Consider the following 15,647-nt stretch of genomic DNA (forward strand, 5'->3'; position numbering starts at 1 on the left):
TGACGGACAGCTACAGAACTTGAGAAAAGGATTTCCATGCCGACCGGACGGCGGGAAATCCTTTTTTCAAAAGGAGGAATTACATGTCTAAAAAAACGAAGAAAAAAAGAAAGGCGAGCGCTTCCAGAAAGAAGAATGAAGGCCTCCATCCATTACTGTACGAAGTAGCCGGTTTGACGATGATCGGCTTTGCAATTATGATCATTTTTGAATTTGGCATCGTAGGAAGAGGTCTATCCTCTTTTACAAGACTGCTATTCGGGAATTGGCATGGAGCTATTCCCCTTCTGTTGATCGTACAAGCGTTGCTCTTTATGGTGAAACGGAAGGCGGTCGGCTGGAAGAACCGGATTGTCGGAGGAAGCTTATTCATACTGGCAAGTTTGCTATTATTTAGCCACATTTATTTGTTCAAGGGACTCTATGAGAGCAAAGTGCTTATGTCGAACTCTGCTTTTAAAGAGACGTGGAAAGTGCTTGTGACGAACGAAGGGATTGTATCGAGAAGCGGAACCCTCGGTGGAGGACTGGCGGGAGCATTGCTATTTGCGCTCTTCCATTCGCTATTCGATTCGGCAGGAGCGACAGTAGCGGGAGTCCTGCTGTTGTTGATAGGTATTGTTCTACTCACTGGAAAGGCACTCGTTCCATATATTGCGGAACTATATCCCAAGTTGCTCGCTTCATTGAAAGCTAAAACGGAACGGAAAGAAACGAAAAAACCTAAAAAAGAAATTGAACCTGCACTCTCAAGGACGGCGAAGCGTTCCAAAAAGTCGCCTGCCGTTTTGGACGAACGGGTGGAGGTTGTGACCGGTGCCGCTGTTGAGGAACAGGAAGAAATCCATTCGAAACCGATCATTTCCGCATTCAACGAACGGATTGAGCCGGCAGCGACCAATGATGAGCATGCAGCGGTTATCGAAAAAGCAGCGGAGGCATCGCCGGAATTTGAGGCGGAAGCCGCTGATGTTCCTGCATATTCAAACATAGCTGGAGAAGAAGAAAATGTTTCTTATATTCTGCCACCGCCTTCATTACTGAAGCAAACACCAGCTAATGATCAATCTGCAGAATATGACTCTATTCACGCAAATGCGCAAAAGCTTGAGAGGACGTTTTTAAGTTTTGGCGTGAAAGCGAAAGTTACCCAAGTCCATTTAGGGCCTGCTGTGACTAAATACGAAGTGCTGCCGGATACAGGCGTTAAGGTGAGCAGGATTGTCAGCCTGGCAGACGATATCGCGCTTGCCCTCGCTGCGAGCGATATAAGAATAGAAGCACCGATTCCCGGAAAATCTGCGGTAGGAATAGAAGTTCCGAACAAATCGGTTGCAATCGTCAGTCTGCGGGAAGTGATCGATTCGAAGGAAAATAATCGACCCGATTCTAAACTGAGTATCGTTCTAGGCAGAGACGTGACAGGCCAGGCAATGATGGCCGAATTGAACAAAATGCCGCACGTCCTCGTTGCGGGGTCGACAGGAAGCGGGAAGAGTGTATGCATTAATGGAATCATCATCAGCATCTTAATGCGCGCTAAGCCGCATGAAGTAAAGATGATGATGATCGATCCGAAAATGGTTGAATTGAATGTCTACAACGGCGTTCCGCATTTGTTGGCTCCAGTCGTAACGGATCCTCGGAAAGCCTCTCAGGCATTGAAGAAGGTCGTTTCCGAAATGGAAAGAAGGTACGAGCTGTTTTCCCATACAGGAACTCGGAACATTGAAGGATACAATGAACATATCGAACAGTGGAATGAGGAGAATGAAGAAAAACATCCACGTATGCCGTACATTGTTGTTATTGTCGATGAACTTGCAGACTTGATGATGGTGGCATCTAGTGATGTGGAAGATTCTATTACACGTCTTGCCCAAATGGCGCGTGCTGCGGGAATACACTTGATCATCGCCACACAACGCCCAAGTGTGGATGTCATAACAGGTATCATTAAAGCGAATATCCCTTCACGAATCGCTTTTGCTGTTTCTTCCGCCGTCGATTCAAGGACGATTTTGGACGGGGGCGGAGCAGAGAAGCTGCTTGGACGCGGAGATATGCTGTTTCTGCCTGCAGGTGCATCCAAGCCTGTCAGAGTCCAGGGAGCTTTCGTATCAGATCAGGAAGTGGAGGCTGTCGTCGATTTTGTCATTGAGCAGCAAAAGGCGCAATATCAGGAAGAAATGATACCGACAGAAGTGGAAGAGGTCCAGCCATATGAGGAGACGGATGAACTATATGATGATGCCGTCCAACTCGTCATGGAAATGCAGACCGCATCCGTATCAATGCTGCAACGCCGTTTCCGCATCGGCTATTCTAGAGCGGCACGAATTGTTGACCAAATGGAAATGAGAGGCGTTGTAGGTCCTCCGGAGGGCAGCAAGCCGAGACAAGTCCTGACTTCTTCCGTCGACTCGGACTATCATGCGTGAAAAACATGACAAAAGATGGACAATTAAAATGGAATTCATACAGTTTCAAGTTTTTTTGAAAAACAGATGTTTATTTTGGAGTAGTAAAATGATATAGTATGGATGATTGAGAAATGGGGTAACACATCAGATGTCTTACCTCATCGGGAGGGGGGATATTAATGGTGGTTAAAACGGACCAGAGGCATTTGTATATCCAAGTGATCGAGCGCCTGAAAGAAGATATCGACACCGGTGTCTTCAAGGAGAACGAAAGGTTCCCATCAGAATTTGAACTTGCCAGAACGCTTGGGGTCAGCAGGGCGACGCTTCGGGAAGCACTCCGTGTCCTTGAAGAGGAAAAAGTAATAATCAGAAAGCACGGTGTCGGAACTTTTGTGAATCCGCGACCATTATTTTCATCTGGCATCGAACAGCTATCAAGCGTCTCTTCCATGATCTGTGATGCAGGAATGGTTCCTGGCACGATTTTTATGGAGGTGCAAGAGAATCTCCCAAACGATGAAATGATTGGCAAGTTTGAATGCAATGAAAATGATAGTCTTGTTACAATTAAAAGAGTTAGGACTGCAGACGGCGAGCCCGTAGTTTATTGCATCGATCATGTATTATCGAAAAATCTTCACGGAGGATCGGATGTCATTCTGAACGAATCCATTTTCAACTTGATTGAAAAATCAGGCCAGATTAGGATTGCTCAGGCTGTCGCCAACATCGAACCTGTCGGCTATGATGACGAAGCTTCTTCCATATTAAGATGTGGAGTGGACATCCCCCTCCTTGTATTGCTTCAACATCATTACAGTGAGGAAGGCGAAATGGTCCTTTACTCCAAAAACTATTTCAGAGCTGATAAATTCAGCTTCCATGTAGTGCGCAAAAGGGTATAAGGTACATTTTGGAAAGGGTTGGGGAGCAAGCTGAGAATGGTGGGCAACAAGTTCTACTGTAACAATCGCCTGTCTTTTTGGCTGCCGACTGAATACTTTTCAAGTGTGCATTTAAGACGTTCATTCGTCATATTTAATACCAAAATAAAAAACAGGGAGGTCCAATCGGTGAGCAAACGTAAATACGGTCTTGCATTATCATTGGTACTAGCAGCAGGCACATTACTCGGTGCATGCGGGACAGACAAAGAAAAAACAACAACTTCCAAAGGTGGAAACGAATCAGAGTTTTCACTAGCAATGGTCACGGATGTCGGCGGCATTGACGACAAATCGTTCAACCAATCCGCTTGGAAAGGTATTAAAGATTTCGGTGAAGCGAATGGTTTGAGTGAAGGCGACGGCGGATATGCATACCTCCAATCAAAAGGGGAAGCAGATTACACGTCCAACTTGAATGCGCTTACCCGTCGTGACTTCGATCTTGTTTTCGGTGTCGGTTTCATGATGGAAGAAGCGATCAATACAATTGCTGAGCAACAAGCTGATACAAACTTCGGAATCATCGATGGTGTCGTTGATCAGCCGAACGTGGCAAGCATCCTGTTTAAGGAACAGGAAGGTGCATTCCTTGCTGGAGTTGCTGCTGCATTAATGACAAAATCAGATAAGATCGGTTTCGTCGGCGGTATGGAAATTCCTGTTATTGAGCGCTTTGAAGCTGGATTTGTTGCGGGTGTTGCAGCGGTAAATCCGGATATTAAAGTTGATGTAAAATATACTGGAGCATTTGACAAAGCTGAGCTTGGAAAAGCGGAAGCTGGCCGTATGTATTCATCAGGTGTAGATATTATCTTCCACGCAGCGGGTGGTACAGGAAACGGTGTATTCACAGAGGCGAAAGAGCGTAAAGCAGCTGACAAAGATGCTTACGTATGGGTTATCGGTGTTGACTCCGATCAATATGACGAAGGTCAGGTTGGCGATGACAATATCACGTTAACTTCAATGCTTAAACGCGTTGATGTAGCGGTTCAAGACATTGCGGAGCTTGCTAAGGAAGGAAAATTTCCTGGCGGCGAAACGAAAGTATATGGTCTTGAAGATGACGGTGTAACATTAGCTGATTCCCGTGGTGCAATTCCACAAGATGTAATGGATAAAGTGGAAGAGTTCAAGAAGAAAATTGCTTCAGGTGAAATCGAAGTGCCTGAGTTTGCTAAGTAATTAAAAACACGACATAGGCCGGATCAGTCCGGCCTTTGTTGTGACAAAAGCACGGTGAAAAATGACAGACTAAAAGGTTTTTCACATAAAAGAACCTTTTATTGTGTTCATTTTACTAGCTAACTATAAAGAGAAACTATTATACGAGGAAGTGAAACCATTGGAATATGTCATTGAAATGCTGAACATTACAAAGCAATTCGGTAATTTCCGGGCGAATGACAACATCACCTTGCAATTGAGGAAAGGTGAGATCCATGCGCTTCTAGGTGAAAATGGCGCAGGGAAAACCACTTTGATGAATGTGTTGTTCGGACTGTATCAACCTGAAGAGGGAGAGATACGCGTCAATGGGAAAAAGGTAAATATTACGAGTCCGAACGTTGCAAACGACCTTGGTATTGGTATGGTTCATCAACACTTCATGCTCGTCGAGAATTTGACAGTCACCGAAAATATTATTTTAGGCAATGAGCCGAGAAAGATGGGTATTGTCAATAGTAAAGATGCAGCAAAGAAAGTAGCGGAGATTTCCAAGACGTATGGATTGAATGTCGATCCCTTTGCAAAAATCGAAGATATATCGGTCGGAATGCAACAACGTGTGGAAATTCTAAAAACACTTTATCGTGGTGCAAATATACTTATTTTTGATGAACCAACGGCTTCTTTAACTCCTCAAGAAATACAAGAATTGATTGGAATCATGAAGAAACTAATCACCGAAGGAAAATCAATTATCATCATCACCCACAAACTACAAGAAATCATGGATGTATCCGACCGTGTTACTGTCATTCGAAAAGGACAAGGGATCGGTACGGTTGTGACGTCAGAAACGAATCCTGAAGAACTTGCAACGTTGATGGTCGGAAGGCAAGTGACATTTAAGACGGAAAAAGGTCCTGCAAATCCGCAAGAAGATGTGTTAAACATCGAAAATCTTGTTGTCTTGGATTATAGAGGGGTCGAAAAAGTGAAAGGGTTGAATCTTTCAGTCCGAAAAGGCGAGATTGTTGGCCTTGCCGGAATCGATGGCAACGGGCAATCTGAATTAATTGAAGCAATTGCTGGCCTGCGCAAAGTGAAGAGTGGAAAGATCACCATCAATTCCAAAGATATTACGTCATTGAAAACGAGAAAAATAACGGAATCCGGTTTAGGTCATATCCCGCAAGACCGTCATAAGCATGGTCTTGTACTTGACTTTTCTGTCGGCTACAATGCTGCCTTACAGGAGTATTACCACGCACCATTTTCGAAAAATGGACTCATGCATTATGAAGTTGTAGCGGAAAAAGCAAAGAAAATCATTGAAGAATATGACGTGAGAACCCAAGGCGAGCATGAACTTGCCCGGGCTTTGTCGGGAGGAAATCAGCAAAAGCTGATTATCGGACGCGAAGTTTCACGTGATCCCGATTTGCTTATTGCGGCTTTGCCGACGAGGGGTTTGGACGTCGGGGCAATTGAATTCATCCATAAAAGGCTGATTGAACAACGTGATAAAGGGAAAGCGGTCTTCCTCATTTCCTTTGAGCTTGATGAAGTCATGAACGTATCTGACCGGATTGCCGTCATCCATGATGGCCAAATCGTCGATACAGTCATTCCATCGGAAACGACCGAAAAGGAGCTAGGTCTGTTAATGGCCGGGCATTCGAAGGATGACAAAGGGAAACATGAACGGAAAGAAGGTGCAGATCGAGATGTCCAATAGAGTAATTAAAATTTTAGTGCCGGCCATTTCGATTATTCTGGGTTTACTCGTAGGAGCAGTCGTCATGCTATTCAGCGGCTACGATCCAGTGGCCGGCTATATAGCATTATGGAATGGTATTTTCGGAGATAGCTATGCAATCGGGGAAACGATCCGGCAGATCAGCCCGTATATCCTGGCGGGTCTAGCAGTTGCATTCGCATTTCGTACGGGGCTATTCAACATCGGTGTAGAGGGACAGCTCATGGTTGGATGGTTTGCTTCGGCATATGTCGGTGCTGCATTTGAATTGCCAATGTACATACACTTGCCATTCGCACTACTGGCTGCTGCATTGGCTGGAGCGCTTTGGGGCTTGGTACCCGGCATATTGAAAGCGACATTACGTGTCCATGAAGTAATTGTCACAATCATGATGAACTATATTGCACTTCATGTCGTGAATGCATTAATCAAAACCGTATCCGGCGGAAGCTACAAGACGGATAAAATACATCCGACGGCTTCATTGCGCTCGGAATTCCTATCTAATTTGACTGATTACTCTACTCTCCATTTCGGAATTTTCGTGGCGCTTGCCATGGTCGTCGTCATGTGGTTCATCCTAGAAAAGACAAAAACCGGTTTCGAATTGAAATCGGTCGGTTTTAACCAGAACGCTTCCCACTATGCAGGGATGAATGTAAATAAAAACATCATTTTGTCCATGGTCATTTCAGGTGCTTTTGCAGGTCTTGGCGGTGCCATGGAAGGTCTGGGTACGTTTGGAAGCATGACGAACCAAGGAGGGTTCACTGGAATCGGGTTTGACGGAATCGCTGTAGCATTACTCGGTGCCAACTCACCGCTCGGCGTCATCTTCGGTGCATCATTGTTCGGTTCATTGAAGTACGGAGCAAATAATATGCCGAATGCAGCGAGCATTCCACTGGAAATCGTTTCAATCGTAATTGCACTTATCATCTTCTTTGTTGCTTGCGGATATATCATCCGGGTTGGGCTGGAACGGTTGAATAAGAAAAAGGAGGCGAAATGACATGAGCTTTTTAGAAGTGCTTTACTTTATCGTGCCGACTTCGATCGCTTATGCCGCCCCTCTCATTCTCACTGCCATCGGAGGCGTTTTCTCAGAACGGTCCGGTGTTGTCAATATTGGACTCGAAGGCCTAATGGTCATGGGTGCGTTTATAGGAATTGTCTTCAACTTGGCATATGCGGACGTCTTCGGTTCATGGACTCCATGGATTGCTTTATTGGTTGCTATGCTAGTTTCTGCCGTCTTTTCGATCTTACATGCAATTGCGTCTGTCTCATTCCGAGCGGACCAAGTCGTTTCCGGGGTGGCTATCAACATGCTCGGTATAGCGATCGCATTGTTTTCTGTGAAAATGATGTTCGGAAAAGGGCAGACTGATTTCATCCAGAAGAAAATCCCGCGTATCAATATACCGATACTGCAAGATATCCCTGTAATCGGACCGATGTTTTTCAAATCGGTATACGGCACATCGGTCTTGGCGATCGTCGTCGCTGCAATTGCCTGGTTCGTCATCTACAAGACTCCATTCGGACTCCGTCTCCGTTCAGTAGGGGAGCATCCGATGGCAGCAGACACGATGGGCATCAATGTTACGAAAATCCGTTATACAGCAGTTATTCTGTCGGGCGGGTTAGCTGGCATAGGCGGAGCAATCTACTCTCAAACGATGACCGGAGACTTCGGTCATGCGACGATCAACGGCCAAGGATTCATGGCATTGGCGGCGATGATTTTCGGTAAGTGGCATCCGATCGGTGCGATGGGCGCAGCATTATTCTTCGGATTCGCCCAAGCGCTTGCGATTAGTGCGGGATCGATTGATCTTATCAAGAATGTCCCGACCGTCTACTTCCACATCCTTCCGTATGTTCTGACGATTCTTGCACTTGCAGGGTTCATCGGAAAGGCGAATGCTCCGAAAGCGAACGGCATTCCTTACATTAAAGGCAGCCGATAAACTATCAACAACCGCTTGGCTCCAAATTTATTGGAGACCAGGCGGTTTTCCGTTTTGGAAAAATGCGTTTATTTTGCCATACAGATATGATGAAATGTATATTGTAGAAGGGTATTCGTATAATAAAGAAAAAACGAGGTGGTCGTATGTTTACAAAGGTCGAGCTTCAAAAGGGAGTCAATTTATATATACGCAGGACGGAGCAGTTTAAAACGATAACAATGTCCATCAAATGGCTGTCTGAACTTGATGAGAAACAGGCTGCATTCAGGGCGGTCTTATCAAACGTACTCCAAGATTCGAGCGCGGATTATCCAAAACAAAGCGATTTACGGAAAGCGCTGGATGAATTATATGGTACCGTATTCTACATGGATGCAGGAAAACGCGGTAGATCACATATCGTCTCATTGAATATGGAATGTGTAAACGACGAGTACCTATCGACATCAGGCGTCTTTGATGAAGCATTGAAGATGATGAGTAGAATCATCTTTAATCCGAATTTAAAGGACGGAACATTCGATGAGTCCGTCGTTAACCGGGAAAAACGGACTGTAATTGAAAGGATAAGATCTATATATGACGATAAAGGAAGGTATGCGCATAAACGCATGCTTGAACTGATGCGTCCGAACGATCCAGCTTCAATGTCTGCAAGCGGAACGGAAAAGGATGTTGAGAGCATTACAACTGCGTCACTCCTGGATACATACAAGAGAATGTTGGATGAAGATGAAATCGACATTTATGTAGTCGGAGATGTCCAAGAGAATGAACTGGCTGAAAAAATAAAATCGATGTTCAGCTTCCCGGCAAGAGAAGCTGTGAGGAAACAATATGAACAGCCCGATACGAAAAACAGAGAGGCGCGCCAAGTATTTGAACGGCAGGACATGAAGCAAGGGAAGCTGCAAGTCGGATACAGCACTCCTGTTTCCTTCTTCCATCCTGATTACCCTAAAATGCAAGTTGCCAATGGTGTGCTTGGCGGGTTCGCGCATAGTAAATTGTTCATGAACGTGCGGGAAAAAGAAAGTATGGCATACACTGTAAACAGTGCGTACGCGGCATATTACGGCATTGTATATGTCATGGCGGGAATTGATGCGGACCTCGAGGAGAAAGCCGTAAAGTTGATCGGTGAACAGATTGACGCTCTGCAGAACGGGAACGTATCTGATTTGGAGCTTGACCAGACAATCGCCTTACTGACGAACAGCATCCGCAGCGCATTCGATTCCGCAAGAGGCCAAATTGAATTGTACGATCAATACAAACAATTGGATGAGGATTTCACGGCCGATAAATGGATTGCCAAATGGGAGGCGGTCTCAATCGAAGATGTTCAACAGATGGCATCTCAGATCCACCTGGAACTTATCTACTTGCTATCGGGAAGAGAGGCGTAACGATGGAAAAAATCATTTTTGACAACTTACAAGAAACCCTATTCCACGAAAGGCTCGACAATGGCCTGCACGTGTATATATTGCCTAAGCGAGGATTTTCGAAGACGTATGTGACATTTACGACGAAATATGGTTCAATCGACAGGACGTTCATTCCTAGGGGCAAGGAAGAATATGTTACAGTGCCTGACGGGATTGCCCACTTCCTGGAACATAAGATGTTCGATAAGAAGGATGAGGACGTATTCCAGAAGTTCGGCGTCCTTGGTGCTTCCGCGAATGCTTTCACTTCATTCACGCGGACATCCTATTTGTTCTCCACAACCGATAACTTATATGAAAACACAAAAGTGCTGCTCGATTTTGTGCAGGAGCCTTATTTCACAAAAGAAAAGGTAGAGAAAGAAAAGGGCATCATCGCACAGGAAATTACGATGTATGATGACAATCCCGATTGGCGGAACTATTTTGGGACGATCCAAAGCTTATACAAAGAATTTCCTGTCAACATCGATATTGCGGGAACCATCGATACAATCCAAGAAATCACTGCAGAGCACTTGACTGAATGTTATGAAACGTTTTATCATCCTTCGAATATGACTGTATTCGTCATAGGCGCTGTAGATCCGGATGAGATGATGAGTTTTATCCGTGAAGATCAAAACAGCAAGGAGTTTTCCGAGCCCGAAGAAATAAAGCGGAAGTATCCAGAAGAGCCTAAAGAAGCGAACAGGAAGAAAACTGTGTTGGAAATGGATGTTCTAAGACCAAAATTCAATTACGGCATGAAGTGCAATCATACAATTTTGGATGGAGATGAAATGCTCCGCCAGGACTTGTCGGTTAATCTTCTCCTTGATATTTTGTTTGGTAGGACTTCGGAATTCTACACAAAGGCGTACAATGATAATTTAATCGATGAAACATATCACTATGATTTCATATTTGAGAAAGGCTTCGGATTCGCAATGGTTGAATCGGATACGGATAACCCGGAAGAGTTGGAAGCAGCAGTTCGTAGCACGATGAATTCATTAGCTAAAAAATGGACGATTACTGAGGATGATCTCAATCGAGCAAGAAAACGAAGGATCGGTCAATTCATGCGTTCATTGAATTCCATTGAATTCATTTCCAATCAGTTCACTCAATACAATTTCAATGACATGAATTTATTTGATGTTGTGCCGACGCTTGAAAATATTGAAATGGGACATTTAAAGGACGCATTCGCAACAATTTCCAACGAAGAAAGTCATACTGTCATGACAATCATTCCAGGTTCAAAAGAAGACTGAAATGACTAGGCGGGCAGTGATTCTCGGTTCGTCCGGAGGAATCGGGGAGGCGATAAGCCGCAAACTTGCCGATGACGGGTGGACCTTATATCTTCATTACAACCGAAACGAAGAGCGGGCGCTGGACTTGCAGAGGAGATTGACAGAAAAATATCCTGAGCGAGATTTCCATATTGTCCAATCGGATTTTTCTAAGGAGGATGGCGCCCGGAGGCTTGCAGAGCAAGTGGGACAAGTCCAAGCGATTGTTGTCGCTCTCGGGCAGTCGGTGTTGAAATTATTGACCGACACGAATAGCGACGACATGGATGCTTTATGGCTTGTGCATATGCGGAACCCAGCATTGTTCATAAGCCTCACATCTCCCCAGTTGCGCAGCCATCCCGTTTCATACGTCCTATTCATCGGATCGATTTGGGGGAACACGGGTGCAGCAGGGGAAGTGATGTATTCCGCCGTGAAAGGAGCCCAGCATGCATTCGTCAAAGCGTATGCAAAAGAGGCAGCTTATACGGGAACACGGGTGAACGCCATAGCGCCTGGATGGATTGATACCGAAATGAATAGCGAATTGTCAATGGATGATAAACAACTCATCCTGGATGAAATACCTTTGCAGTCAACCGGCCAACCTGAGCAAGTGGCTGATCTTGCAAGCTTCCTTCTCAGCGGAAGAGCGGATTACATGACAGGGGAAGTTTTGAAGCTCAATGGCGGATGGTATATCTGAACTTGAAATCAGTACGCAATTACGCCGAGTTGGAATTGATGTTATAGGGGAGACGATTATCCCCTTTTTCTTTTTTCCTTTTCTTCAGCTGTCGAATCCGTTATTATAGAACTAAGTTGCGTCTTTTGCGTCCTACTACTTGAACCGTTCCAAAAGGGGCCGTATAATCAAATTCGCTAGAGTGAAAATGGTTCGAAGGGGTGTGTCGAATGGGTGAATGGTATGTCGAATATGAGATACAGGTGAATCGGCCAGGCTTGCTCGGAGACATCGCTTCCCTATTAGGGATGCTGCGCGTCAACATTGTAACGATCAACGGTGTGGACGGCGGACATCGCGGCATGCTAGTCCGAACTGAGAATGACGATCAGATTAAGCGTTTCGAATTAATTGCATCCACGATGGAGACCATTCAGGTGAAAAAGATCCGTGAACCGAAACTGCGCGATATTTTGGCAGTGAGGCATGGACGTTACATTCAACGGGATGTAGATGATCGGAAAACATTCAGATTCATTCGCAGCGAATTGGGTGTCCTTGTAGATTTCATGGCGGAGCTGTTCAAGCAGGATGGCCATAAATTGATCGGCATCCGGGGTATGCCTAGGGTCGGAAAGACGGAATCCGTCGTGGCCGCAAGTGTGTGTGCGAATAAGAAATGGATTTTCCTTTCTTCCACGATGATCAAACAGACCGTACGGAACACCTTGGCGGGAGATGAGTTTTCGAAGGATAATATATTTATCCTCGACGGCATTGTCACGCGTAAATCCGGTGATGAAAGGCATATGCAGCTCGTCCGTGAAATGATGAGCATGCCTACCATCAAAGTAGTCGAACACCCTGACATGTTCGTTCAGCATTCTGAATACGACATGGAGGATTTTGATTATATTATTGAATTACGGACAGACCCCGATCAGGAAATTACATATGAAATGATGGAGAAAAACCATATGATGTCCGATGTCGGACCGATGGGTGGGTTTGGTACGTTCAACTTTTAAACAGGCAGGTGATACAATTGACCGGATTAGGTGAACGTCTTAAAGAGGCGAGAACAGCTAAGGGATATTCACTGGATGATTTGCAATCAATTACTAAAATTCAAAAACGGTACCTTTCCGGTATTGAAAATGAAGATTACAGCATGATGCCAGGCGCTTTCTATGTACGTGCATTCATTAAACAGTACTCGGAAGCTGTCGGTTTGGATTCAGATGAAATGTTATCCTTGTATAAAGGATCGGCCATGCATGAAAAACTCGAAGAAGAGAATGCCCAGCTCACTCCTCCTATGACGAGAAGCCGTGGATTAGGAAACAGCCGTCTGAACGAGTTGTTTCCGAAACTTATTGTGGCATTATTCATTATCGTCATCATCGTTGTTATCTGGATATTTTTCCAAAAGAACGCTTCCAATGAAACGGGGATGGATGTAGAATCGGAAAAACCGATTACGATGGACAGCAATCAGCCTCCTGCAGGAAATACGGATACAGACGGCGGCGCTGCGTCTGGGGAAGAATCAGACAAGAAAGAGACGACTGAGACCGATTCAGAACCTGAGGAAGTAGTGAAGGAACAGGCTCTCACGTACGTAGGCACAAGTGGGGAAGATTCTACGTATACTTTGACTGACGCCGATGAATTCAAGCTGAAAATCGATACATTTGGTGATACTTGGATAGGTGTGCAGAACGAAAACAAAGAAGAACTCACACCGCAGGCCAGGGTTATGAAAAAAGGCGAAACGATTGAGTTGGATGTTTCGGATGCTGAAGTTGTACGCATACGTGTTGCGGTGACTTCATTTGCGGATATCTATGTAAATGGGGAAAAGCTGGAGTACGTGGCAAACAAGTCGCCGCAAAACATTTTTATAGAATATGAGAAATGAAAAATAGTCATCTACAAAGATGACTTTTTTCATTACAGAAGGATAGGTGAGACGATTGAATTTACCGAATAAAATTACAGTGTCCCGAATTGTGCTGATACCGATATTCATTATTTTCATGGTTGTCGATTTTGGATTAGGTTCATTTGCAATCGGAGGCACTATTCTCTCCGTGGAGCATTTGATCGGTGCGTTGCTGTTCATCATCGCAGCGGCAACGGACTGGTTCGATGGCCATTTGGCGAGGAAACATAATCTTGTAACGAATATGGGGAAATTCCTTGATCCACTAGCGGATAAACTTCTCGTTTCAGCTGCTCTCATCATTTTAGTGGAGTTGGGATCTGCCGCTTCGTGGATCGTCATCATTATCATCAGCAGGGAGTTCGCCGTTACCGGATTGAGGCTTATCCTTGCGGGTGGCGGGGAAGTCGTGGCAGCAAACCAATTGGGGAAAATCAAAACAGCGACACAACTGATCGCAATCGCATCGCTATTGCTTAATAACATTTTCTTTGAAGCAATTAACTTTCCGTTCGGTTCGATCATGCTTTATATTGCCCTTTTCTTTACCATTTGGTCAGGTGCGGACTATTTCTATAAAAACCGGCGGGTCTTACTTGACTCCATGTAAGGAGATGAAGGATTGAAAGCGGAAATCATCGCAGTAGGCTCGGAGCTTCTATTAGGTCAAATCACAAATACGAATGCGTCGTTCATTTCTTCGCGACTTGCAGAGGCCGGTATCGATGTTTACTACCATACCGTCGTCGGGGACAATCCTAAAAGGCTAGAGGAAGCGATATTGATTGCGCAGAACCGTGTCGATCTTATCGTCTTTTCAGGAGGCCTAGGCCCGACAAAGGATGATTTGACGAAAGAAACGATTGCCAACATGATTGGTGTCGACCTTGAAATTGATCAGTCAGCCTTATCATCCATTGAAGAGTATTTCAATCGGACAGGCAGGACAATGACGGAAAATAACAAGAAGCAGGCCCTTGTACTCTACGGTTCGACGGTTTTACTAAATAAGCATGGGATGGCACCCGGAATGGCTCTTGAAAAGAATGGAAAAAGCTATATTTTAGTGCCTGGACCGCCTCATGAAATGAAACCGATGTTTGAAAAAGAGGCGATTCCCTATTTACTCGGGACCTTAGGGAAACGTGAAGTCATCGTTTCCCGAGTATTGAAGTTCTACGGGATTGGTGAAGCTGAACTCGAATATCGGATCCAATCGATTTTGGAGAAACAGACAAATCCGACAGTCGCACCTTTGGCATCACCCGATTCAGTAATTTTGCGGTTAACTGCAAAAGCTGAATCGATTGAGGCTGCGAAAAACCTGATAGCGCCTGTCGAAACAGAGATCCGTTCATTGGTCGGTCAATTCATCTACGGCACTGACGATGACACATTGTCATCAAAAGCGGCTGAATTATTAATAGGAAACCAGTTGACAATTGCTGCTGCCGAAAGCTTGACTGCGGGTCTCTTTCTTGGGGAACTGGCTGATGTACCTGGCATCAGTTCCTCTCTAAAAGGCGGGGTGGTCGTCTATGATGAGGAAGCGAAGAAGGTCCAGCTGGATATACCTGCTTCCTTGCTGGATGAGTTTGGCGTTGTCAGTCCGGAATGCGCCGCGGCATTAGCCCAACATGTAAAACGGAAATTCGATTCGGACATCGGCATCGGATTGACAGGCGCGGCCGGACCGGATCCGCATGATGGAAAACCGATGGGGACCGTTTGGATCGGGATTGCTTTGCAAGATGGAACAGTGGAAACATATAAACTGAAGCTTTCCGGATCCAGAAATACCAACCGAAAGCGCGCAGCGAGATTCGCTCTCTATTATCTCATACAAGAAATGAATAAAAGGGAATCGAAAATTTGATTTTTGCCCCCTATTCTCATTTAAAATGGATATTTAAGCCTCATTCTCATTTAAAAATAGAATTCGATAAAATAAATCGAATAAGCGTTCGTTTTTTATTTGAGTATTTCTCATAAAAGGAGTATACTA

General features: G+C 44.9%; 13 protein-coding genes. All 13 read left to right on the top strand.

Annotation, left to right across the window (positions count from 1 at the left end; all coding sequences use genetic code 11):
* Nucleotides 1-83: 83 nt before the first annotated feature.
* The 13 genes from M3193_RS01920 to M3193_RS01980 all read left to right on the top strand — a co-directional run bounded on the left by M3193_RS01920 (nt 84) and on the right by M3193_RS01980 (nt 15,518).
* The gene (locus M3193_RS01920) at nt 84-2,441 is read left to right on the top strand and encodes a DNA translocase FtsK (protein WP_251624071.1); all 2,358 of its coding nucleotides are present in this window, start codon (nt 84-86) and stop codon (nt 2,439-2,441) included.
* Nucleotides 2,442-2,602: 161 nt separating this feature from the next.
* Nucleotides 2,603-3,331, top strand: a complete 729-nt coding sequence (locus tag M3193_RS01925) for a GntR family transcriptional regulator (RefSeq protein ID WP_251624072.1) — start codon at nt 2,603-2,605, stop codon at nt 3,329-3,331.
* A 168-nt stretch (nt 3,332-3,499) separates the two neighbouring features.
* On the top strand, nt 3,500-4,558 hold the full coding sequence (locus M3193_RS01930; RefSeq protein ID WP_251624073.1) for a BMP family lipoprotein: 1,059 nt from the start codon (nt 3,500-3,502) through the stop codon (nt 4,556-4,558).
* Between the two features lie 160 nt (nt 4,559-4,718).
* A complete protein-coding gene (locus M3193_RS01935) occupies nt 4,719-6,278 on the top strand; it encodes an ABC transporter ATP-binding protein (protein WP_251624074.1) in 1,560 nt (519 codons plus the stop codon).
* Entirely contained in the window at nt 6,268-7,314 is a 1,047-nt protein-coding gene (locus M3193_RS01940) for an ABC transporter permease (RefSeq protein ID WP_251627179.1), read from the top strand. The genes M3193_RS01935 and M3193_RS01940 overlap by 11 nt, the downstream gene beginning before the upstream one ends.
* Nucleotide 7,315: 1 nt before the next feature.
* The gene (locus M3193_RS01945; protein WP_251624075.1) at nt 7,316-8,275 is read left to right on the top strand and encodes an ABC transporter permease; all 960 of its coding nucleotides are present in this window, start codon (nt 7,316-7,318) and stop codon (nt 8,273-8,275) included.
* Nucleotides 8,276-8,421: 146 nt separating this feature from the next.
* On the top strand, nt 8,422-9,687 hold the full coding sequence (gene yfmF, locus M3193_RS01950; RefSeq protein ID WP_251624076.1) for an EF-P 5-aminopentanol modification-associated protein YfmF: 1,266 nt from the start codon (nt 8,422-8,424) through the stop codon (nt 9,685-9,687).
* 2 nt (nt 9,688-9,689) lie between these two features.
* Entirely contained in the window at nt 9,690-10,988 is a 1,299-nt protein-coding gene (yfmH, locus tag M3193_RS01955; RefSeq protein WP_251624078.1) for an EF-P 5-aminopentanol modification-associated protein YfmH, read from the top strand.
* Between the two features lies 1 nt (nt 10,989).
* Nucleotides 10,990-11,718, top strand: a complete 729-nt coding sequence (gene ymfI, locus M3193_RS01960) for an elongation factor P 5-aminopentanone reductase (protein WP_251624080.1) — start codon at nt 10,990-10,992, stop codon at nt 11,716-11,718.
* 209 nt (nt 11,719-11,927) lie between these two features.
* A complete protein-coding gene (locus M3193_RS01965; protein WP_251624082.1) occupies nt 11,928-12,725 on the top strand; it encodes a YmfK family protein in 798 nt (265 codons plus the stop codon).
* 17 nt (nt 12,726-12,742) lie between these two features.
* Nucleotides 12,743-13,618: a helix-turn-helix domain-containing protein gene (locus M3193_RS01970; RefSeq protein WP_251624084.1), complete on the top strand. Its 876-nt coding sequence runs from the start codon at nt 12,743-12,745 to the stop codon at nt 13,616-13,618.
* 55 nt (nt 13,619-13,673) lie between these two features.
* A complete protein-coding gene (pgsA, locus tag M3193_RS01975; RefSeq protein ID WP_251627181.1) occupies nt 13,674-14,252 on the top strand; it encodes a CDP-diacylglycerol--glycerol-3-phosphate 3-phosphatidyltransferase in 579 nt (192 codons plus the stop codon).
* A 12-nt stretch (nt 14,253-14,264) separates the two neighbouring features.
* The gene (locus M3193_RS01980; RefSeq protein ID WP_251624086.1) at nt 14,265-15,518 is read left to right on the top strand and encodes a competence/damage-inducible protein A; all 1,254 of its coding nucleotides are present in this window, start codon (nt 14,265-14,267) and stop codon (nt 15,516-15,518) included.
* The last annotated feature ends 129 nt before the right edge of the window (nt 15,519-15,647 follow it).

It is taken from the genome of Sporosarcina luteola (assembly GCF_023715585.1).
GTDB classification, from domain to species: Bacteria; Bacillota; Bacilli; order Bacillales_A; family Planococcaceae; genus Sporosarcina; species Sporosarcina luteola_D.

Excerpts from the sequence above, each read along its gene's own strand:
- ymfI (WP_251624080.1), top strand. The coding sequence starts at position 10,990 with ATGACTAGGCGGGCAGTGATTCTCGGTTCGTCCGGAGGAATCGGGGAG.
- M3193_RS01925 (WP_251624072.1), top strand. The coding sequence starts at position 2,603 with ATGGTGGTTAAAACGGACCAGAGGCATTTGTATATCCAAGTGATCGAG.
- yfmF (WP_251624076.1), top strand. The coding sequence starts at position 8,422 with ATGTTTACAAAGGTCGAGCTTCAAAAGGGAGTCAATTTATATATACGC.
- yfmH (WP_251624078.1), top strand. The coding sequence starts at position 9,690 with ATGGAAAAAATCATTTTTGACAACTTACAAGAAACCCTATTCCACGAA.
- M3193_RS01945 (WP_251624075.1), top strand. The coding sequence starts at position 7,316 with ATGAGCTTTTTAGAAGTGCTTTACTTTATCGTGCCGACTTCGATCGCT.
- M3193_RS01920 (WP_251624071.1), top strand. The coding sequence starts at position 84 with ATGTCTAAAAAAACGAAGAAAAAAAGAAAGGCGAGCGCTTCCAGAAAG.
- M3193_RS01940 (WP_251627179.1), top strand. The coding sequence starts at position 6,268 with ATGTCCAATAGAGTAATTAAAATTTTAGTGCCGGCCATTTCGATTATT.
- M3193_RS01965 (WP_251624082.1), top strand. The coding sequence starts at position 11,928 with ATGGGTGAATGGTATGTCGAATATGAGATACAGGTGAATCGGCCAGGC.